Genomic DNA, 16,555 nt, shown 5'->3' with positions numbered 1-16,555 from the left:
ATACTACCAACAATTAAACTGGTTTTTTGTGTTTTTTCACCCCCCATGGGCGCCCGGCCCCCGTGCGGCCCCCCCCCCGGGCCCCCCCCCCCACGGGGGGGGGCGGCAACGCATCGGCCCTATCCAGCCATTTTGCGCCAGGGAATGAGCATTCCCACCTGCTTGCGGTAGAGGCGGTACTGATCGCCAAACATCGCGACGAGATCGCGTTCCTCGAGGAAGATGCCGAGCAGGATGTAGCCGATGCTGCCCGCCGCGAACAGAAGATGGCCCCATGTCATCGACGGCGTCGCCCAGAAGGCCAGGAGAAACCCGACATAGAGCGGGTGCCGGACCCATTTGTAGAACAGCGGCGTCCTGAACACGGGCGGCGCCGGTTCGCTCTTGCGCAAAGCGGCGAGAACCTGGCGCAAGCCGAACAGTTCGAAATGGTTGATCAGAAAGGTGCTGGTCAACAATACCGCCCAGCCGAGCCAGAACACGCCATGGATGACGGCGACCCAGACCGGGTTCTCGACCGTCCAGACGAGACCGGGAATCGGCCGCCATTGCCAGTAGAGCAGCAGCAGGATGAGGCTGGCCAAAAGCACATAGGTGCTGCGTTCGGCCGCGTGCGGGACAATCCGTGTCCACCAGCGCTTGAAAACCGGCCGCGCCATGATGCTGTGCTGGGCGGCGAAAAGGCCGAGCAGCAGTGCATTGACGATGACGGCTTCGACCGGACTTCCAGCGACTCCGGAATCGATCGATTTCGGCACGACCATGTTGCCGACGAAACCGACCGCATAGAGAAACGAACCGAGAAAAATCAGGTATGCGGCAACGCCGTAGATAAGGGTGATTACGCCCGCCATGACTGCCCCTCCGTGCAAGCATCAGGATTCGGTCGGTCGACCGAATTCAGCGTCAAAAACCATAAATTTTCTGACGAGTCAACTTGATCGGTCGCTCGACCGAGATAGAGTGGAGGGACGTCCAGCCCCGGACAGGAGAAGCTATGATCCGCCCAGATTGCACCGCTACCAGCGGCAGCCACGCCGCATGACGGACGCTGCCGAAGCCGTTACCCCGCCGCAGAACAAGCAAAAGCGCGACACGCGCGCCGAACTGATTTCGGCTGCCGAATTATGCCTCCATCGAGGCGGTTATGCCGATCTGTCGACGCGCCGCGTTGCCGAGATCGCCGGCGTTCCGCTCAGCCAGATCCATTACCATTTCGGCTCCAAGGAACGGCTGTTCCTGGCCCTGCTGGACCATCTGAACGAGGGCCTGCTGAAACGCCAGGCGGAGACTTTCGCGGCACCTATGCCGCTGTGGCAACGCTGGGAGCGCGCTTGCGATTTCCTCGACGATGATCTGGCGTCCGGCTATGTCCGGATCCTGCACGAGATGATCGCGGCAAGCCTGTCGAGCCCCGAAATCGCCAAGGCGGTGCGCCGCGACCTGCGCGGCTGGTTCGAACTGCTGGACGGACTGGCGCAAGAGGCGGAGCGGCGGTTTGGCGGCCTCGGGCCATTCTCCGCCGCCGAAGTGACCAGCCTGGTCAGCGCCGCCTTCCTCGGCAGCGAGACGATGATCCTGCTTGAGATCGAGAGCCCGCATGTCCCGGTGCGGCAGGCGTTGCGCCGCTTCGGCGAAACCATCCGGCGGATGGAGGAAGCAGCGCCCGGCAGCTAGCCAGCGAAGTCGAGCCGCGTCAGCCTTTGCGGCTGCGCATCAGCGCTTCGAGTTCGCTGTCGCCGCCTTCCGGCAGCATGATGCGGACATGGGCGTAGAGATCGCCATGGCCGCCGGCCTTTTCCGGCAAGCCCCTGCCCTTCAGGCGCAGCACCTTATCGGAACTCGACCAGGCCGGAATGTTGACCGCCAGCCTGCCGGTCGGCGTGTCGACCGGCACCTTGGCGCCCAGCACCGCGTCGGCCAACGCTACCTCCAGATCGGCATGCAGGTCACGGCCCTCGATGCGGTAGCGCGGGTGCCTGCGGATACGGATCTTGACCAGCGCATCGCCCGGCTGTCCCGGCCCCTGCTCGCCCTGGCCCTTCAGCCGGATGGTCTGGCCATCCTCGACATAGACCGGCAGCTTGACCGCGATCTTGCGGCCGTCGGGGAACATCGCCGTCACCTTGTCGGCGGTCGCTATCTCCTCGATGGTGACGTCGAGCGTGACGTTCAGATCGGCGGCGGTCGCCTGCTGGCGGCGGTCGCCTGTTCCGGCGCCGCGCGCGCCGGAAAAGGCGTCGCCGAAGATCTGGCTGAAAATGTCGCTGTTGCCGTCGAACGGATCGCCGCCCGGACGCCCCGATCGGAATTCGAAGCGCGAGCCGCCGGCGCCCTGCTGGCGGCGGAAGCCACCGAACGGATCGCCGCCGCCGGCTGCACCCTCGAAGCCCTGGAATTTCGGCTTGCCGTCGGCGTCGATCTCGCCGCGGTCGAAGGCCGCACGGTTCTTCTCGTCGCCGACGACCTCATAGGCCTGATTGGCGGCGGCAAAACGGTCCTTGGCCTTGGGATCATTCGGATTCTGGTCCGGATGATACTTCTTGGCGAGCTTGCGGTAGGCCGATTTTATGTCCTTGGCCGATGCGTTCTTGGCAACGCCCAGCACCTCATAGGGGTCGCGCATGCGTCCTGCCCTGGAAAATGAGTTAAATCCACGTTGGCCCTTATATGCGCTCCCATAGGAAGAAATTCCAGTGGCGCACAGGCTTATCGAGGGTTGAAATTGCAGCGCCCGCAAACCTCGAAAAATCAGAGCGGTTTGAAGTCCTGCATGTGCCAGCCGCCGGCCGCGGTGATGCACAATTGCCCCTTGAACAAAGCGACGCCGTCGAAGCTTTCGCGCGAGGCGGTAAAGCTGCGGCAGGCCTGGCCGTTGTCCTGCACTTCGGCGAGTTCGGTGATGGAGCCCCGCGAGCCGGTGTCGGCATTCGCCCACGGCACGGCCTGGCCGCGAAGCTCCTCGATGTCGGCCGAAGACACCGCATTGCCGATCGTGGTCTGGTCGGAAGCGCTGTCGGCGTCCGTCGATGTCACCCTCGCCGGCGCGCTTGAGGTGACGATGGAACGATCGACCTCGGCCTTTTCCAGGCTGAAGCCGCCGGCGCCGCAGGCGGCAAGCGGCAGGGCGATAATCACGATCACGGCTTTCGAACTGGCCGAAGCGATAACGCTCCATTGCCCGCTGTCAAAAGCTTGCGCGATACGCGACAATCGGCAACCTCCTGAAGCTCGAGACAATTTGAGAAAAACTATGAGTGACACTGAGTTAACAAGTAGTGACTTTACCGAAGCCGCCGAGCCGTTCCGGCTCTTTGCCGAGTGGCTGGAGGACGCCAAGAAAAGCGAAATCAACGACGCCAACGGCGTAGCACTTGCAACCGTCGATGCCGACGGCATGCCGGATGTGCGGATGGTGCTGCTCAAGGGTTTCGATGAAAGCGGCTTTGTCTTCTACACGAATTTCGAGAGCGCCAAGGGCCGCGAGATTCTTGGCAGCATGAAGGCGGCGATGTGCTTCCACTGGAAATCGCTGCGCCGCCAGGTGCGCATACGCGGTCCGGTGGAGATCGTCAGCGACGCTGAAGCCGACGCCTATTACGCGACGCGGCCGCGCGGCAGCCGGATCGGCGCATGGGCTTCGAAACAGTCGCGGCCGCTGGAAAGCCGCTTTGCCCTGGAGAAGGCGGTGGCCGAATACACGGCGCGCTACCCTATCGGCGAAATCCCGCGGCCAAAGCACTGGTCGGGCTTCCGCATCGTGCCGCAGGCGATCGAGTTCTGGCACGACCGGCCATTCCGTCTGCACGATCGGCTGGTCTTTTCGCGCAACGCCGAAGGCGGCTGGGACAAGACACGGCTTTATCCCTGAGGATAAGTTCAGGCCTTCTTCCTAGTCATAAACGCGGTCAACGCGGCGCGCGCTTCGTCGGACTTCAGCCGCTCGGAGAAATGCTCGCTCTCCACCTTGATGCGGGCGACAAGCTCGTCGCGCGGGGCGCGCATCAGGTCACGCGCAATCTTCAGCGCCTGCGGCGGCTTGGCGGCGATCGCGCCGGCTGCTGCGAGTACCGTAGCTTCTAGCCCGTCCTCCTCGACCACCTCATAGATCAGGCCGGCGGCCTTGGCGCGCTCGGCGGAAAAACCTTCGCCGAGGCCAAGCAGCGCGAAGGCGCCCTGCCTGCCGAGGATGAGCGGGGCCAGCAGGCTGGAGCCCGCCTCCGGCACCAGGCCGAGGTCGACGAAGGGCGTGCGGAAGACGGTGCGCGGCGTGGCGAAAGTCAGGTCGCAATGCAAATTGAGCGTGGTGCCGATGCCGACCGCAATGCCGTCGACGCCGGAGACCATCGGCTTCTCCGTTTTGGCCAGCGCCATCAGGAAGTCCCAGACCTCGTTGCCGCCCTCACCGCCGGTGGCGATGACCAGGAAATCGGCGAGATCGTTGCCGGAAGAGAAGGCGCCTGAAACGCCGAGGAAGACATGGACGCGAACCGCCGGGTCGGCATCGCCATCAGCCAGCGCCTTGGACATTGTCGCGTACATGGCGCGCGTCAGTGCGTTCTTCTTGTCGGGACGGTTCATGCGGATGATCTGGATGGCGCCCTGGCGCTCGACGAGAATATGGTCTGTCACGGTCATTCTTCCCTGGTGAGCGCTCTGGTATTCAGGCCGTTATCAGCGCCTTGCCGGCGGTAGCGAGGCTCTCGGCGCCATCGATGACGCGTTCCTTCAAGGCGCTGACTTCGCCGAGCAGGTTTTCGGCGAAGAAGCGGCAAAGGGCGATGCGGCTTTGCTCGGCAAGTCCGCCGCGCCCCAGATAGGCGCCGCCGGCAGCAAGCGAGATCAGCCTGAGATAGGGTGTCGCACCGGCCTGAGCTTCGTCGAGGCGGCCATCGGCTAGCAGTTTCTGCAGGAAGCGCGTCGCCTCGGTGAGATCGTCGAACGCCTGGTCAAGCGCTTCGGCGGTGCGGCCGAAGCCCTGCAGGTTCGAGGTCCGCACCTCGTCGGCGATGGCCTTCAGTTCGGCGATATAGCCATGCACATGCTCGCCGCCGCCAAGCGGCAATTTGCGGGCTACAAGGTCGATCGCCTGGATGCCGTTGGTGCCTTCATAGATCGGCGCAATGCGGGCGTCGCGATAGAGCGCGGCCGCGCCCGTCTCCTCGATGAAGCCCATGCCGCCGTGGACCTGGACGCCGAGCGATGCGATATCGACGCCGATATCGGTGGAAAAGGCCTTGGCCAGCGGCGTCAGCAGATTGGCGCGGTCGCGCCAATGCGCGGCCTGATCGCCGGGCGAGACTCGCGCGAGGTCGATGGCATGGGCGCAGGAATAGCTGATGGCGCGGGCGATCTGGGTCAAAGCCTTCATGGTCAAGAGATTGCGCTGCACGTCGGGGTGATGGACGATCGGCGCCATCCCGGCGCCTGAAAAGTCCGATGCCTTGCCCTGGCGGCGCTCATTGGCATAGGCGATCGCCTTCTGCGTCGCGGCTTCGGCCACTGCCACGCCCTGCATGCCGACGCAAAGCCTCGCGTTGTTCATCATGGTGAACATGCAGGCGAGCCCCTTGTTCTCCTCGCCGATCAGCCAACCGATGGCGCCGGGCGCAGCACCCTGGAACCCGTCGCCATAGATCATGGTGCAAGTCGGCGAGGCATGGATGCCGAGCTTGTGCTCGAGGCCGGAACAGAAGACGTCGTTGCGGGCGCCGAGCGAGCCGTGATCATTGACCAGGAATTTCGGCACCAGGAACAACGAAATACCGCGCGTGCCGGCCGGTGCGTCGGGCAGCCGCGCCAACACCAGATGGATGATGTTGTCGGTGAAATCATGCTCGCCATAGGTGATGAAGATTTTCTGGCCGAAGATGCGGTAGGTGCCGTCGCCGGCAGGCTCGGCGCGACTGCGCAAGGCGGCGAGATCGGAACCGGCCTGCGGCTCGGTCAGGTTCATCGTCCCCATCCACTCGCCGGAGACGAGCTTTGCCAGATACTTTGCCTTCAGCGCTTCGGAGGCATGCTTGTCCAGCGCCTCGACGGCGCCCATGGTCAGCGTCGGGCCGATGCCGAAGGCCATGGCGGCGGAGTTCCACATCTCGAGCGCGGCAACGCCGAGCATGGTCGGCAGGCCCTGGCCACCAAATTCTTCCGGCCCCGACAACGCGTTCCAGCCACCGTCGATCCAGCTGCGGTAAAGCGCCTTCCAACCGGGCGGCATGGTCACGGCTGCATCCTTCAGCACCGCGCCGTGCTGGTCGCCGATCTTGTAGAGCGGCGCCACCTCCTCGCTGGCGAAGCGGCCGGCCTCGGCCAGGATGGCGTCGACAAGGTCTTCGCCGAGGTCCCCGAACGCGCCGCTGTCGAGTGCCGGCTTGAGCCCGGCGACATGCTTGAGCGTGAACGAAATGTCGTCGACCGGGGCCTTGTACATGCCGCTTCTCCTCCGCTGCTCCGATCGCTCGATCCTAGGACCCGGGCCGATGCAAAACCATCCGCCTCTGGGCGGCCTCCGACGTTCTTTTTACGTAAACGTCAAACTTTGTCACGCGGATTTTCATCGAACTTCGTCGTCCACAGGTGGAGCGGGAGCGTAGCGGACGCCGAGTACCATGTCGCGACCTCGCGCTAGGGGCGCAACGGTGCAGAATTCTGCGCCGTGGCAACGCTTCGAAGTCGCGGAATGCATACTATGGTCCGCGCCGCGTCGCTTCGCTCCTTGCTTCGCCATAGAATGACGAAATCGCGAGAGCGACAGGACTCCTGCCGAAAGCACTTCCTTAACCATACCGGTCCACCATCGGTGTTTGGTCAGCGGGGATCCCTGTTTGAAAACGCCGGCGCATCTTCTTCGCCGCTCAGCGATCGCTCTCGCGGCGATGATGGCGCTGACGTCAGCGGCTACAGCCTCGGACTTTTCCGAGCCTTGGCGGGATGGCGACCGCGCGCTGGTAGTCGACGCCTATGAATACAATTCCATCGAGTGGGCGCAGCTTGCCACCGACAAGCGCATTGTCGGCTTCATCAACAAGGCCTCCGACGGGCTGCCGCCGCCCTATTTCTGCTACGGCGACGAGCCTACGGTCAAACTCTGCAAGACATTGTGGAAACGCTTTGCGGTGACGCGCGAGCTGTTTCAGACGCGCAAGGTGGTGGCCAAGGCGCTCGGGCTGAAATGGGGCGCGTATCATCTTGCCCGCCCCGGCAATCCGCTCGAGCAGGCCAACAGTTTCATCGATTTCGCCGAGCCAGCCCCTGACGATCTGCTCGCCCTCGATCTCGAAGGCAACGACCCCTCGCAATGGATGTCGCTCGAGGATGCCGAGGAATTCGTGCGCCAGGTGCACCGGCGGCTCGGCCGTTTCCCGATCCTCTACACCAACGGCAAGACCGCCCAGTACATCGCCGACAACCGCTACCAATACCGTCTGCTGTCGCGGCTGCCGCTCTGGTATGCGCGCTACAAGCCCGACATCGACGTGCATTTTCCGATGGGCAACTGGCAGGGCTATGCGCTGTGGCAGTTCTCGGCGCAGGCCAATTGCGGGCGCCTGCGCTGCCCCTACCGCGTCGCCGGCACGCCCAACGACATCGACGTCAACGTCGCGCCGATGGACGCGGCGGCACTGCGCCAGCAATGGCCCTTCGGCGGCCTGATCGACGTGCCGCCCGACTACCTCGCCTCAATACCGGTGCCGGTGTCGCGCGCGGCCGGGCTCGCCGGCAAAGTCACCATCACATACGCCGATGTGGCGACGCCACCGACGGTCGAGGAAATGGTGGCGGTGCTCGGCGCGCGCTGGCAGACATTCCGCGCCGCCTTCCGCATGCCGGTGGTCAAGACGGTGCCGCGCCGCGCGCGCTTCGGCATTGCCGAGTATGTCGCCTGGAAGCGGACCACGTATCGTTCGGAGGCTCTGCTCGAGGCCGCCTTCTCGCAGGCCGCCGACCCGGTCAGCACCGCTTCGACGGAACTGGTTCGCGAGCGCTGAGGCTTATGTGGCGGCGCTGGCCTTTTCCCGCGCCACCGCCTGCCAGCCTATGTCGCGGCGGCAGAAGCCTTGCGGCCAGTCGATACGGTCGAGCGCGGCGTAAGCGCGGCTTTGCGCTTCGCCCACCGTCTTGCCTGATGCCGTGACGTTGAGCACGCGGCCGCCATTGGCGACCAGCGCGCCGCCATTGATGGCAGTGCCGGCATGGAAAATCTCAACGCCTTCGCCAGCGGCTTCGTCGAGACCCCGAATGACCGAGCCTTTTTCCGGCGTCCCGGGATAGCCCTGTGCCGCCATCACCACGGTCAGCGCGGCATCGTCGCGCCAGCGGATCGAACTGTGCGCCAACTGGCCGTCGACGGCGGCGTTGAGCAGCACCAGCAGATCGTCCTTCAGCCGCATCATCAGCACCTGACACTCGGGATCGCCGAAGCGGGTGTTGTATTCGATCAGCTTCGGCCCCTTGTCGGTGATCATCAGCCCGGCAAACAGAATGCCGGCGAACGGCGCGCCAAGCTCGGCCATGCCGCGCATGGTCGGCTCGACGATCTCGCGCATGGTGCGCTCGACCATTTCGGGGCTCATCACCGGCGCCGGCGAATAGGCGCCCATGCCGCCGGTGTTGGGGCCGGTATCGCCATCGCCGACGCGCTTGTGGTCCTGCGCGGTGCCAAAGGGAAGTGCGGTCGTGCCGTCGCACAGGCAGAAGAAACTCGCCTCCTCGCCGGTCATGAATTCCTCGACCACGACCTCAGCGCCGGCGTCACCGAATGCGCCGTCGAAACAAGCATCGAGGGCGGCGCGCGCCTCGTCCAGCGTCATGGCGATGGTGACGCCCTTGCCGGCGGCAAGCCCGTCGGCCTTGATGACGATCGGCGCGCCGACCTTTTCGACATAGGCTTTCGCCGAGGCAAGATCGGTGAAGCGGCCATAGGCGGCGGTCGGGATGCCGTATTTGGCGCAAAGGTCCTTGGTAAAACCTTTCGAGCCTTCGAGCCGCGCTGCCCGCTTCGACGGGCCGAAGACGCGGATGCCCTGCTCACGCAGATCGTCGGCAATGCCGGCGACCAGCGGCCCTTCCGGCCCGACGACGACGAGATCGATCGCGTTGTCCTGGCAGAAGCTGGCAACAGCGGCATGGTCGGCGATGTCGAGCTTGACCAGTTCGGCCTCGTGGGCGATGCCCGGATTGCCGGGCACGGCATAGAGCCTGGTCAAAAGCGGCGAGGCCGCGATCTTCCAGGCCAGGGCATGTTCGCGGCCGCCGGAGCCGATCAACAAAACGCGCATGCCGATGTCCCTTGTCATTTCACGACAGGGACTGCGCTATTGCCCCGGGCGGCGCGGGTCAAGAGTTTTACCTTGCGCCATACCGGTTGCGCACGGGAACGTCGCGCCGAGAGCACGGCGTCCCCGGCCGGTATCAGCTCTGGAAGACCACTGGAAACCAGTCCTCGCGCAGTTTCTGGCCGGGCTTCATGTCATGGCCGGCATAGGGCGGCGAGGTACGGCCGGGGCGCTCGACATAGCGCGCATCGTCGCCGACCCAGCGCAGCGACAGCGCCCGGCGCCGCGCCGCGGTCGGATTGCCGCGCGCACCATGCGCGGTGCGGAAGTCGAACAGGATGGCGTCGCCCGGCTCCATCTCCCATTCGAGCACCTTCAGCGACGGGTCCTTGTCTGGATCCGGCACGGGCAGATAATCGCCCTCGCCGGCATAGAAATTGCTGTCATCTAGCCAGCGCACCGGCAGGATCATCTTGTCCCATTTGTGCGAGCCGGCGATCAGCCGCAGCGTCGCTTCCTTGACCGGATCGATCGGAATCCAGAAGCTGACGGTCTGGGTGCCATCGACGAAGTAATACGGGATGTCCTGGTGCCAAGGCGTCGGCTTTTGCGTGCCCGGTTCCTTGACCAGCACATGGTCGTGGAAGAACTGGGCGCTGCGCGACTGCATCGCCGCTGCCGCGAGTTCCGCGGCCGGGGAATTGCGCACCACGTCGACGAATTCGGGAATGCGCTCCCAATTGCAGTAATCGTCGAAGAAGCTGCCCTTGCCGTTGGCGATGTCCGACGCCGTGGCGCTGCGGTTTTGCATGTTGCGCTCGATGCCGGCGCCGATGGTGCCGACCCAGTCCTTGAAAGCGCCGCGTATGCAGACCGCGCCGTCGCGCTGGTAGTCGGCAATCGCTGCGGCATCGATATGTCTGGCGGCCATCTCATGTCTTCCCTGTTTCGATGACCGACTATCGCAGCCGCCGCACATCGCGTAAAATAATAACTTCTCATCTCTCTTATAGTTTTAGACTATGAATCTGACCCTCACCCAGCTGCGTTACCTCGTCGCCGTCGCACGGCATGGCAGCGTCACCGCGGCCGCGCGGATGCTGAACGTCTCGCAGCCCTCGATCTCGGTGGCGATCGACAATGTCGAAGCGACGCTCGGCCAGAAACTGTTCGTGCGCCAGCGCGGCAGCGGCATCGCGCTGACCTCGTTCGGCCGCAGCGCGGTGGCGAAGGCAAAGCAGGTGCTGGCCGAAGCGGACGAACTGGTTGGGCTCGGGACGCGCGACGCCGATGTCGGGGGCGAACTTGTGCTCGGCTGTTTCGAGGATCTGGCGCCTTATTTCGCGCCGGCGCTGATCCGCGCTTTTTCGCAACGCTGCCCGGCGGTCACCGTGGTGGTCCGCGACGAGACCTTCGAGACGCTGGGCCGGCGGCTCGGCGATGCGGCAATCGATCTCGGCCTGACCTACGATCTCGGCCTGCCCTCGCACTTCGCCCGCATCCTGCTGCATGAGCTGCGGCCACACGCGCTTCTGCCGCAAGGCCACGCGCTGGCCAGCCAGGCCAGCGTCAGCCTGGCGGAGCTGGCGACCCATCCCTTGATCACCACCGACCAGCCGCATAGCTGGCAGCATATGCTGGACCTGTTCCTCAGCCGCGGCCTGTCGCCGGTCTCGCAATCGACGGCGAGTTCGTTCGAACTGCAGCGCAGCATGGTCGCCAACGGCTTCGGCGTCGCGGTGAGCTACACCAGGCCTTATGGCGACAGGAGTTATGACGGGCTGCCGCTGGTCTGCAAGCCGCTGTCCGATCCGCTGCCGATGCAGCGCATCATCCTCACCCATGACACAAGGCAAAGGCTGTCGAAGGCGGCGCTGGCCTTCACGGAGGTGGCGAAGGAATGGTTTGCCAGCCACGATGTTTTCACCGCCTGAGCGACAATGCGGCCGCTTGACGGCGCACGCCGCTGCTGCCACTCCAGCACGATGGAAACCATCCAGTCGAAAGCCGCACAGGGCCGCGTCGCCGACGCGCCGAGCGGCCATTGGGTCTACAAGATATTGCCGCGCTGGCTGTGGCCTTACGCGCAGCTTGCGCGCTGGGACCGGCCGATCGGCTGGCAATTGCTGCTGTGGCCCTGCTGGTGGTCGGCAGCGCTTGCGGCCAGCGCCTATCCGCGCCCGGCAGACCCGTTGCTCACATTGCTGCCGTCGCCGTGGTTCCTGTTCCTGTTCTTTGTCGGCGCCGTCGCCATGCGTGGCGCCGGCTGCACCTATAACGACATTGTCGACCAGGACATCGACAACAAGGTCGAGCGCACCCGTTCGCGGCCGCTGCCGGCCGGCAAGGTGACGCGCCGCCAGGCCTGGATATTCCTGGTCATCCAGGCGTTGCTGGGCCTCGTCGTGCTGTTGCAGTTCAACGACTTCGCCATTCCGCTCGGCATCGTCTCGCTGGTCATCGTTGCCGTCTATCCCTTCATGAAGCGCTTCACCAACTGGCCGCAGTTGGTGCTCGGGCTCGCCTTCTCCTGGGGTGCGCTGATGGGCTGGGCGGTGGAGTTCGGCGATCTCGATGGCCCGGCCGTCATGCTCTATATCGGCTCAATCCTGTGGGTGATCGGCTACGACACTATCTACGCGCATCAGGACAAGGAAGACGACGCCATTGTCGGCGTGCGCTCGACGGCGCGGCTGTTCGGCGACAACACCAAGACCTGGCTGGTCGGGCTTTATGGCGGCACGCTGGTCTGCTTCGCCATCGCCTTCGCCTCGGCGCAGGCGCCTGTGGTGGCGCTGGCCGGGCTGATCGCCGCCGGCGCCCATATGGCGCGGCAGATAGCGGTTCTGGATATCGACGATCCCGATCAATGCCTGCGGCTGTTCAAATCCAACAACCAGGTCGGCTGGTTGATCTTCATCGGCCTGATCGGCGGTGCGCTGTGGGTGGCGCTAAAGCCGCTGGTGTAGGCTCCCTCTTCCTTCTCCCCTTGTGGGAGAAGGTGGATCGACGCGCAGCGCCGAGACGGATGAGGGGTGCTCCAGCGGAGTGAGGCGTTGGCGTTCCCTGGAACACCCCTCATCCGTCTTGCCGCTTCGCGGCAATCCACCTTCCCCCACAAGGGGGAAGGAGAAGAGCGCTCTATTCTCTCGAAATAATCTCCTGGCCATCAATAACCAGCCTCAGCCCGAGATTGCCGGCCCTGCGGCGGGCGAGGAAGCGCGGGCGGCGCGTGGTGGAGACCCGGCCCTTGCGGCGATCCTTGGCCGGCAGCGCCTTGATGGCGGCGCCGAGCGATTCCTCAAGCGTGCGGGCAATGCCGTCGGATTCGATCAGCAGCATCTGCAGCCGGTAAGCATCGGCCCAGGCGCGCCAGTCGGCGGCGACGTCGTCGAGATCGTCGGCCACCAGCAGCGGCACCGACAGCATCGGGTCGTTGTGCAGGAGTTCGAGGGTTACCGTGACATTGCCTTGCGCATCCTCCATCGCGCGGGCGGCGACGCCGCGAAACGCGTTGGCGGGCAGCGCGATGATCGCCGGCACGCCGCTCATCTCGAGCGTGCGGCGGATGACGGCGCCGCGCTGGTCGATGGTGAAGGTAACGTCGCCATAGTCGTCGCGCGTGGCATAGCTCACCACTTGCGGCAGGCGGAATGGGTCGAGGCGCATGTTGCGCCCGGCCCAGACGGGCTTCAATACACTGTTCATCTGCTGCCTTCCTGTGTTTCTCCTGAGAGCCGCTTTCACGGATCCCACCGGGCCAGTTTTCCCGGCCTCGTTGTGTGAAACATTAGCGCGAGCTTCTGCCGCGCGGCTTAAGAAAGTCAGTTAAATTTTGCTGATCTCAGGCGATGGTTATCGGAATGAGACCAGCCACAAAATGTTGAAAGGATCAGATAACCTTACCGGGATTCATGATGCCGGCCGGATCGAAGACGGCCTTCACCCGGCGCATCAGTTCGATCGCCATTGGCGGCGCGGTGGCGATCAGTTCGTCGCGCTTCAACTGGCCGATGCCATGCTCGGCCGAGATCGAACCGTGGAAGGAGCGCACGACATCGTGCACGGCATGGTTCATGGCGTGGTAGAGGCCGAGAAACGCTTCGTCATCACCGCCCTCCGGCCGGGAGATGTTGTAGTGCAGATTGCCGTCGCCCATATGACCGAAGCAGACCACGCGCGCCTGCGGACTGACCGAAGCCACTGCACCGGCCGCCTTTTCGATAAACGCCGGGATGGATGCCACCGGCACCGAAATATCATGCTTGATCGAAGCACCTTCGGGCTTTTGCGAATCCGGCAGCACCTCGCGGAAGTTCCAGAACGCGTCGCCCTGCGCCAGGCTGGCCGCGATCACCGCGTCGCCGACGATGCCTTGCTGGAGGCCTGCCGACAGCACTTCTTCGATCAGCCCCCTGGCGTCCTCGGCCGAACGGCCCGACGACACCTGCATCAACACATACCATGGCCAATCCTGCGCCAGCGGGCGCGTGACGCCCTGCGCATGGCGCAGCGTGAAATCATAAGGACGCTGGCCGATCAGCTCGAAGGCGGTGAGTGCCGCCCCTGCCCGGTCCATCGCCAGGCTGAACAGCGAAAGCGCTTCTTCCGGCGACGACAGGCCGGCAAAGGCCACTTCGCGCCCCTTGGGCTTGGGAAACAGTTTCAGCACCGCCGCAGTGATGATGCCGAGCGTGCCTTCGGCGCCGACGAACAGGTTCTTCAGATCGTAACCGGTGTTGTCCTTCTTCAGTTTGCGCAGATCGTCGAACACCTCGCCGGTCGGCAGCACGACTTCGACACCAAGGCAGAGTTCGCGCGCATTGCCATAGGCAAGCACGCCGGTGCCGCCGGCATTGGACGAGAGATTGCCGCCGATCTGGCAGGACCCTTGCGCGGCAAGCGACAGCGGAAACAGCCGGTCGGCGGCGTCGGCGGCTTCCTGCAGCGTCTGCAGGATAACGCCGGCCTCGACGGTTACCGTGTTGGAGAAGACGTCGATCTCGCGAATGCGGTTCAGCCGCGACAAAGAAAGCACGATCTCGCGGCCGGATGCGTCAGGCACCTGGGCGCCGACCAGCCCGGTGTTGCCGCTTTGCGGCACGACCGGCGTTCCCGTCTCGCTCGCCAGCCGCATAATACGGCTCACCTGGTCGACGCTGCCGGGACGCAGCACCAAGGCGGTCCTGCCATGCCACAGACCGCGCCTCTCGGTAAGATACGGTGCAATATCGGCTTGGTCGCTCAGTGCATATTTTTCGCCGACAATGGCAGTGAAGCGGTCGATGAGGGCGGGATCGAGATCGAAGGGGGAGTCGTTCATGGGCGCAAACTATGGCGCTCAGTCGAGCTTGTCACGGGGGGCAGCGGCACGAAACAGCCGATCGTTGATCGCCTCGCCGAGCCCATCGAACGGGATCGGCTCGACGGCGATCGTCGCCGCACCGCTGCGGTCGAGTTCCTGCAGATACGCGAACAGATTGCTTGCGGCTTCGCGCAAATCGCCTGATGCCGACAGGTTGCGCAAGGCGGCCGCCGCTTGCCAGCCTTCGGCGCGGCGGACGCCAAAGGCCAGCAAGGCCTCGCCTTCAACCACGTTTTGCGCGTCGAGCCGCACCGCGGCGCCCGGCGCATAATGCGACGCCAGCATGCCGGGCGCCTCGATGCCGGCCGTCGCGCCGCGCTGCAGCTTGAGGCCGGTGACGGCCTCGATATCGGCGGCAGCGATGCCGCCTGGCCTCAGCAGCCGCACGCTGTTGCCTTCGACCTTGACGATGGTCGATTCCAGCCCGACCGGGGTGGCGCCGCCATCGACCACCAGCCGGATTTTGGCGCCGAGATCGGCCGCCACGGCTTGCGCCGTCGTGGCGCTTATCTTGCCCGAAGAGTTCGCGCTGGGCGCGGCCAGCGGCCGGCCGAGCCTGGCGATCAGCTCGCCGCCGAAGCCCCTCGGCATGCGGAGCGCGATCGTATCGAGCCCGGCGGTGACCAGCGGATGGATGCCGTTGCCGGGTCGGAGCGGCAGCACCAGCGTCAGCGGCCCCGGCCAGAACGCCTCGGCCAGCCGCTTCGACAGCGGGTCGAAGATCGCAATGCGCTCGGCCATCGCGAGATCGGCGACATGGGCGATCAGCGGGTTGAAGCGCGGCCGGCCCTTGGCTTCGAAGATGCGGGCGACGCCGACGCCATTGGTCGCGTCGCTGGCCAGTCCATAGACGGTCTCCGTCGGGATAGCGACGACGTCGCCGCCCTCGAGCAGCGCCAACGCCTGCTCCATCGCTTCGCCGACGGATAGTATCTCAGCCACTCGCTTCACCTCACAGGCACCGGACCTAAAGCGCGTCGCGCTGAACCGGATTCATGCGACGCGCTTTAGGTCTTTGTTTTGATGCATGTCGTTCTCTCAAAACCGGGGCCACTTTTGAGCGACATGCATTAGAGCGGTTCAGCGGTTCGCTGAAACGCTCTAAGTATTTGTTTTTGCGCAATTCCGGACGGAAAACCGCTACTCACTTTTCCTGGAATTGCTCTAATACGGCAGTGGTTTTCGGGCAAGCCGGCGTTGGCGAATTATCAATGCCTAAAATGCTACGTTTCCCTGCAAGCCGGCATCAATCCACTGGGGTTAAGGCTATTTGCGGTTAGGGCTGGCGGCTTGTCGGGCAAGGGGACGGTTTCGATGTCGATGCGTGTGCTTGGAGCGCTTGGTTTCACCCTGGCGGCGATGACCGGTGGGGCGCACGCCTCGTCGATCGTCTTTCTCGGCGTCTCGACCTCGACGCCATCGGTCATCAAGGTTGGCGGATCCGAACCGGTCAGGATCGCTTCGTCGCCATCGATCGTCGCGCTCGGCGATGCCCAGCCCGATGTGACTTATGAAAAGGTCGCGGCGATCCCCGAAAAGCCTAGGCAGGATCCGATGATCATTCGCGGCGGCGTCGTCGGCGGTGCCTTCGCCGCGCCGGCTCCGGCCAGTGCGAGCACTTCAGCGCCGGCAGCGGAGACGACGGCAGAGACCGCACCAGCAGGAACTGCAACGGCATCGAACGGCAAGCCCGAGTCGCAACCGGCAGCGCCGCAGCCGGCAGCAACACCGCAGCAGCCGATCGAGGGCGTCGGCAAAGCCGAGTAGGCCATTCAGCCAAGACAGTCGGCCAAGACAGTCGGCCGATCCATGCCGCTTGACGCCGATCGACGCCCCGGCGCACGATCGGCTTGGCGGCGGCGGCCCCAATTTCGCCAATCGGGTTTGGCATGAGCGCGCCGGGTTCTAGGAG

At 64.5% G+C, this 16,555-nt stretch carries 16 protein-coding genes; 6 read left to right on the top strand and 10 right to left on the bottom strand.

What is annotated here, in order from left to right; all coding sequences use genetic code 11:
• Positions 1-119: 119 nt before the first annotated feature.
• A complete protein-coding gene (gene mddA, locus NKI88_RS29025; protein WP_352658837.1) occupies positions 120-854 on the bottom strand; it encodes a methanethiol S-methyltransferase in 735 nt (244 codons plus the stop codon).
• 187 nt (positions 855-1,041) lie between these two features.
• Between mddA and NKI88_RS29020 the strand changes: the two genes are divergently transcribed.
• Positions 1,042-1,677, top strand: a complete 636-nt coding sequence (locus NKI88_RS29020; protein WP_023692089.1) for a TetR/AcrR family transcriptional regulator — start codon at positions 1,042-1,044, stop codon at positions 1,675-1,677.
• 19 nt (positions 1,678-1,696) lie between these two features.
• Here NKI88_RS29020 and NKI88_RS29015 read toward each other — a convergent pair whose 3' ends face one another.
• Together NKI88_RS29015 and NKI88_RS29010 are read right to left on the bottom strand one after the other, a co-directional pair.
• Positions 1,697-2,626, bottom strand: coding sequence for a DnaJ C-terminal domain-containing protein (locus NKI88_RS29015; RefSeq protein ID WP_352658835.1), 930 nt, complete (start codon positions 2,624-2,626; stop codon positions 1,697-1,699).
• 125 nt (positions 2,627-2,751) lie between these two features.
• Positions 2,752-3,213, bottom strand: a complete 462-nt coding sequence (locus NKI88_RS29010) for an RT0821/Lpp0805 family surface protein (protein WP_352658833.1) — start codon at positions 3,211-3,213, stop codon at positions 2,752-2,754.
• Positions 3,214-3,241: 28 nt separating this feature from the next.
• Between NKI88_RS29010 and pdxH the strand changes: the two genes are divergently transcribed.
• Complete coding sequence (pdxH, locus tag NKI88_RS29005; protein WP_081725434.1) at positions 3,242-3,871, top strand: pyridoxamine 5'-phosphate oxidase; 630 nt, start codon at positions 3,242-3,244, stop codon at positions 3,869-3,871.
• An 8-nt stretch (positions 3,872-3,879) separates the two neighbouring features.
• On the opposite strand, the gene NKI88_RS29000 is transcribed toward pdxH, so the two are convergent.
• A complete protein-coding gene (locus tag NKI88_RS29000) occupies positions 3,880-4,632 on the bottom strand; it encodes a crotonase/enoyl-CoA hydratase family protein (RefSeq protein WP_352658842.1) in 753 nt (250 codons plus the stop codon).
• A gap of 31 nt (positions 4,633-4,663) precedes the next feature.
• Positions 4,664-6,433 carry an acyl-CoA dehydrogenase family protein gene (locus NKI88_RS28995; protein ID WP_352658831.1) on the bottom strand — a complete coding sequence of 590 codons (1,770 nt, stop codon included), beginning with the start codon at positions 6,431-6,433 and terminating at the stop codon, positions 4,664-4,666.
• Between the two features lie 445 nt (positions 6,434-6,878).
• Between NKI88_RS28995 and NKI88_RS28990 the strand changes: the two genes are divergently transcribed.
• A complete protein-coding gene (locus NKI88_RS28990; RefSeq protein ID WP_352658840.1) occupies positions 6,879-7,991 on the top strand; it encodes a glycoside hydrolase family 25 protein in 1,113 nt (370 codons plus the stop codon).
• A 3-nt stretch (positions 7,992-7,994) separates the two neighbouring features.
• Here NKI88_RS28990 and purD read toward each other — a convergent pair whose 3' ends face one another.
• Together purD and NKI88_RS28980 are read right to left on the bottom strand one after the other, a co-directional pair.
• On the bottom strand, positions 7,995-9,281 hold the full coding sequence (gene purD / locus NKI88_RS28985) for a phosphoribosylamine--glycine ligase (RefSeq protein WP_023687125.1): 1,287 nt from the start codon (positions 9,279-9,281) through the stop codon (positions 7,995-7,997).
• Between the two features lie 133 nt (positions 9,282-9,414).
• Entirely contained in the window at positions 9,415-10,209 is a 795-nt protein-coding gene (locus NKI88_RS28980; RefSeq protein ID WP_023709886.1) for a phytanoyl-CoA dioxygenase family protein, read from the bottom strand.
• A gap of 91 nt (positions 10,210-10,300) precedes the next feature.
• Between NKI88_RS28980 and NKI88_RS28975 the strand changes: the two genes are divergently transcribed.
• Both NKI88_RS28975 and ubiA read left to right on the top strand, forming a co-directional pair.
• Positions 10,301-11,212, top strand: a complete 912-nt coding sequence (locus NKI88_RS28975; RefSeq protein WP_352658828.1) for a LysR family transcriptional regulator — start codon at positions 10,301-10,303, stop codon at positions 11,210-11,212.
• A gap of 51 nt (positions 11,213-11,263) precedes the next feature.
• The gene (gene ubiA / locus NKI88_RS28970; RefSeq protein WP_023692096.1) at positions 11,264-12,247 is read left to right on the top strand and encodes a 4-hydroxybenzoate octaprenyltransferase; all 984 of its coding nucleotides are present in this window, start codon (positions 11,264-11,266) and stop codon (positions 12,245-12,247) included.
• 172 nt (positions 12,248-12,419) lie between these two features.
• Here the strand turns inward: ubiA and NKI88_RS28965 are convergent, their stop codons facing one another.
• The 3 genes from NKI88_RS28965 to NKI88_RS28955 form a co-directional block, all read right to left on the bottom strand.
• On the bottom strand, positions 12,420-12,986 hold the full coding sequence (locus tag NKI88_RS28965; protein WP_023668457.1) for a DUF6101 family protein: 567 nt from the start codon (positions 12,984-12,986) through the stop codon (positions 12,420-12,422).
• Positions 12,987-13,170: 184 nt separating this feature from the next.
• The gene (locus tag NKI88_RS28960) at positions 13,171-14,601 is read right to left on the bottom strand and encodes an FAD-binding oxidoreductase (RefSeq protein ID WP_352658826.1); all 1,431 of its coding nucleotides are present in this window, start codon (positions 14,599-14,601) and stop codon (positions 13,171-13,173) included.
• Positions 14,602-14,619: 18 nt separating this feature from the next.
• Positions 14,620-15,585 carry an L-threonylcarbamoyladenylate synthase gene (locus NKI88_RS28955; RefSeq protein ID WP_023727502.1) on the bottom strand — a complete coding sequence of 322 codons (966 nt, stop codon included), beginning with the start codon at positions 15,583-15,585 and terminating at the stop codon, positions 14,620-14,622.
• A 372-nt stretch (positions 15,586-15,957) separates the two neighbouring features.
• On the opposite strand from NKI88_RS28955, the gene NKI88_RS28950 reads away from it, so the two are divergent.
• Positions 15,958-16,410, top strand: a complete 453-nt coding sequence (locus NKI88_RS28950) for a hypothetical protein (RefSeq protein WP_023732113.1) — start codon at positions 15,958-15,960, stop codon at positions 16,408-16,410.
• Positions 16,411-16,555: the final 145 nt, after the last annotated feature.

Source organism: Mesorhizobium sp. M0317 (assembly GCF_040321555.1).
GTDB lineage: Bacteria > Pseudomonadota > Alphaproteobacteria > Rhizobiales > Rhizobiaceae > Mesorhizobium.
The sequence above is the reverse complement of the archived record's forward strand: the minus strand, read 5'-3'. Positions and strand labels throughout refer to the sequence as shown.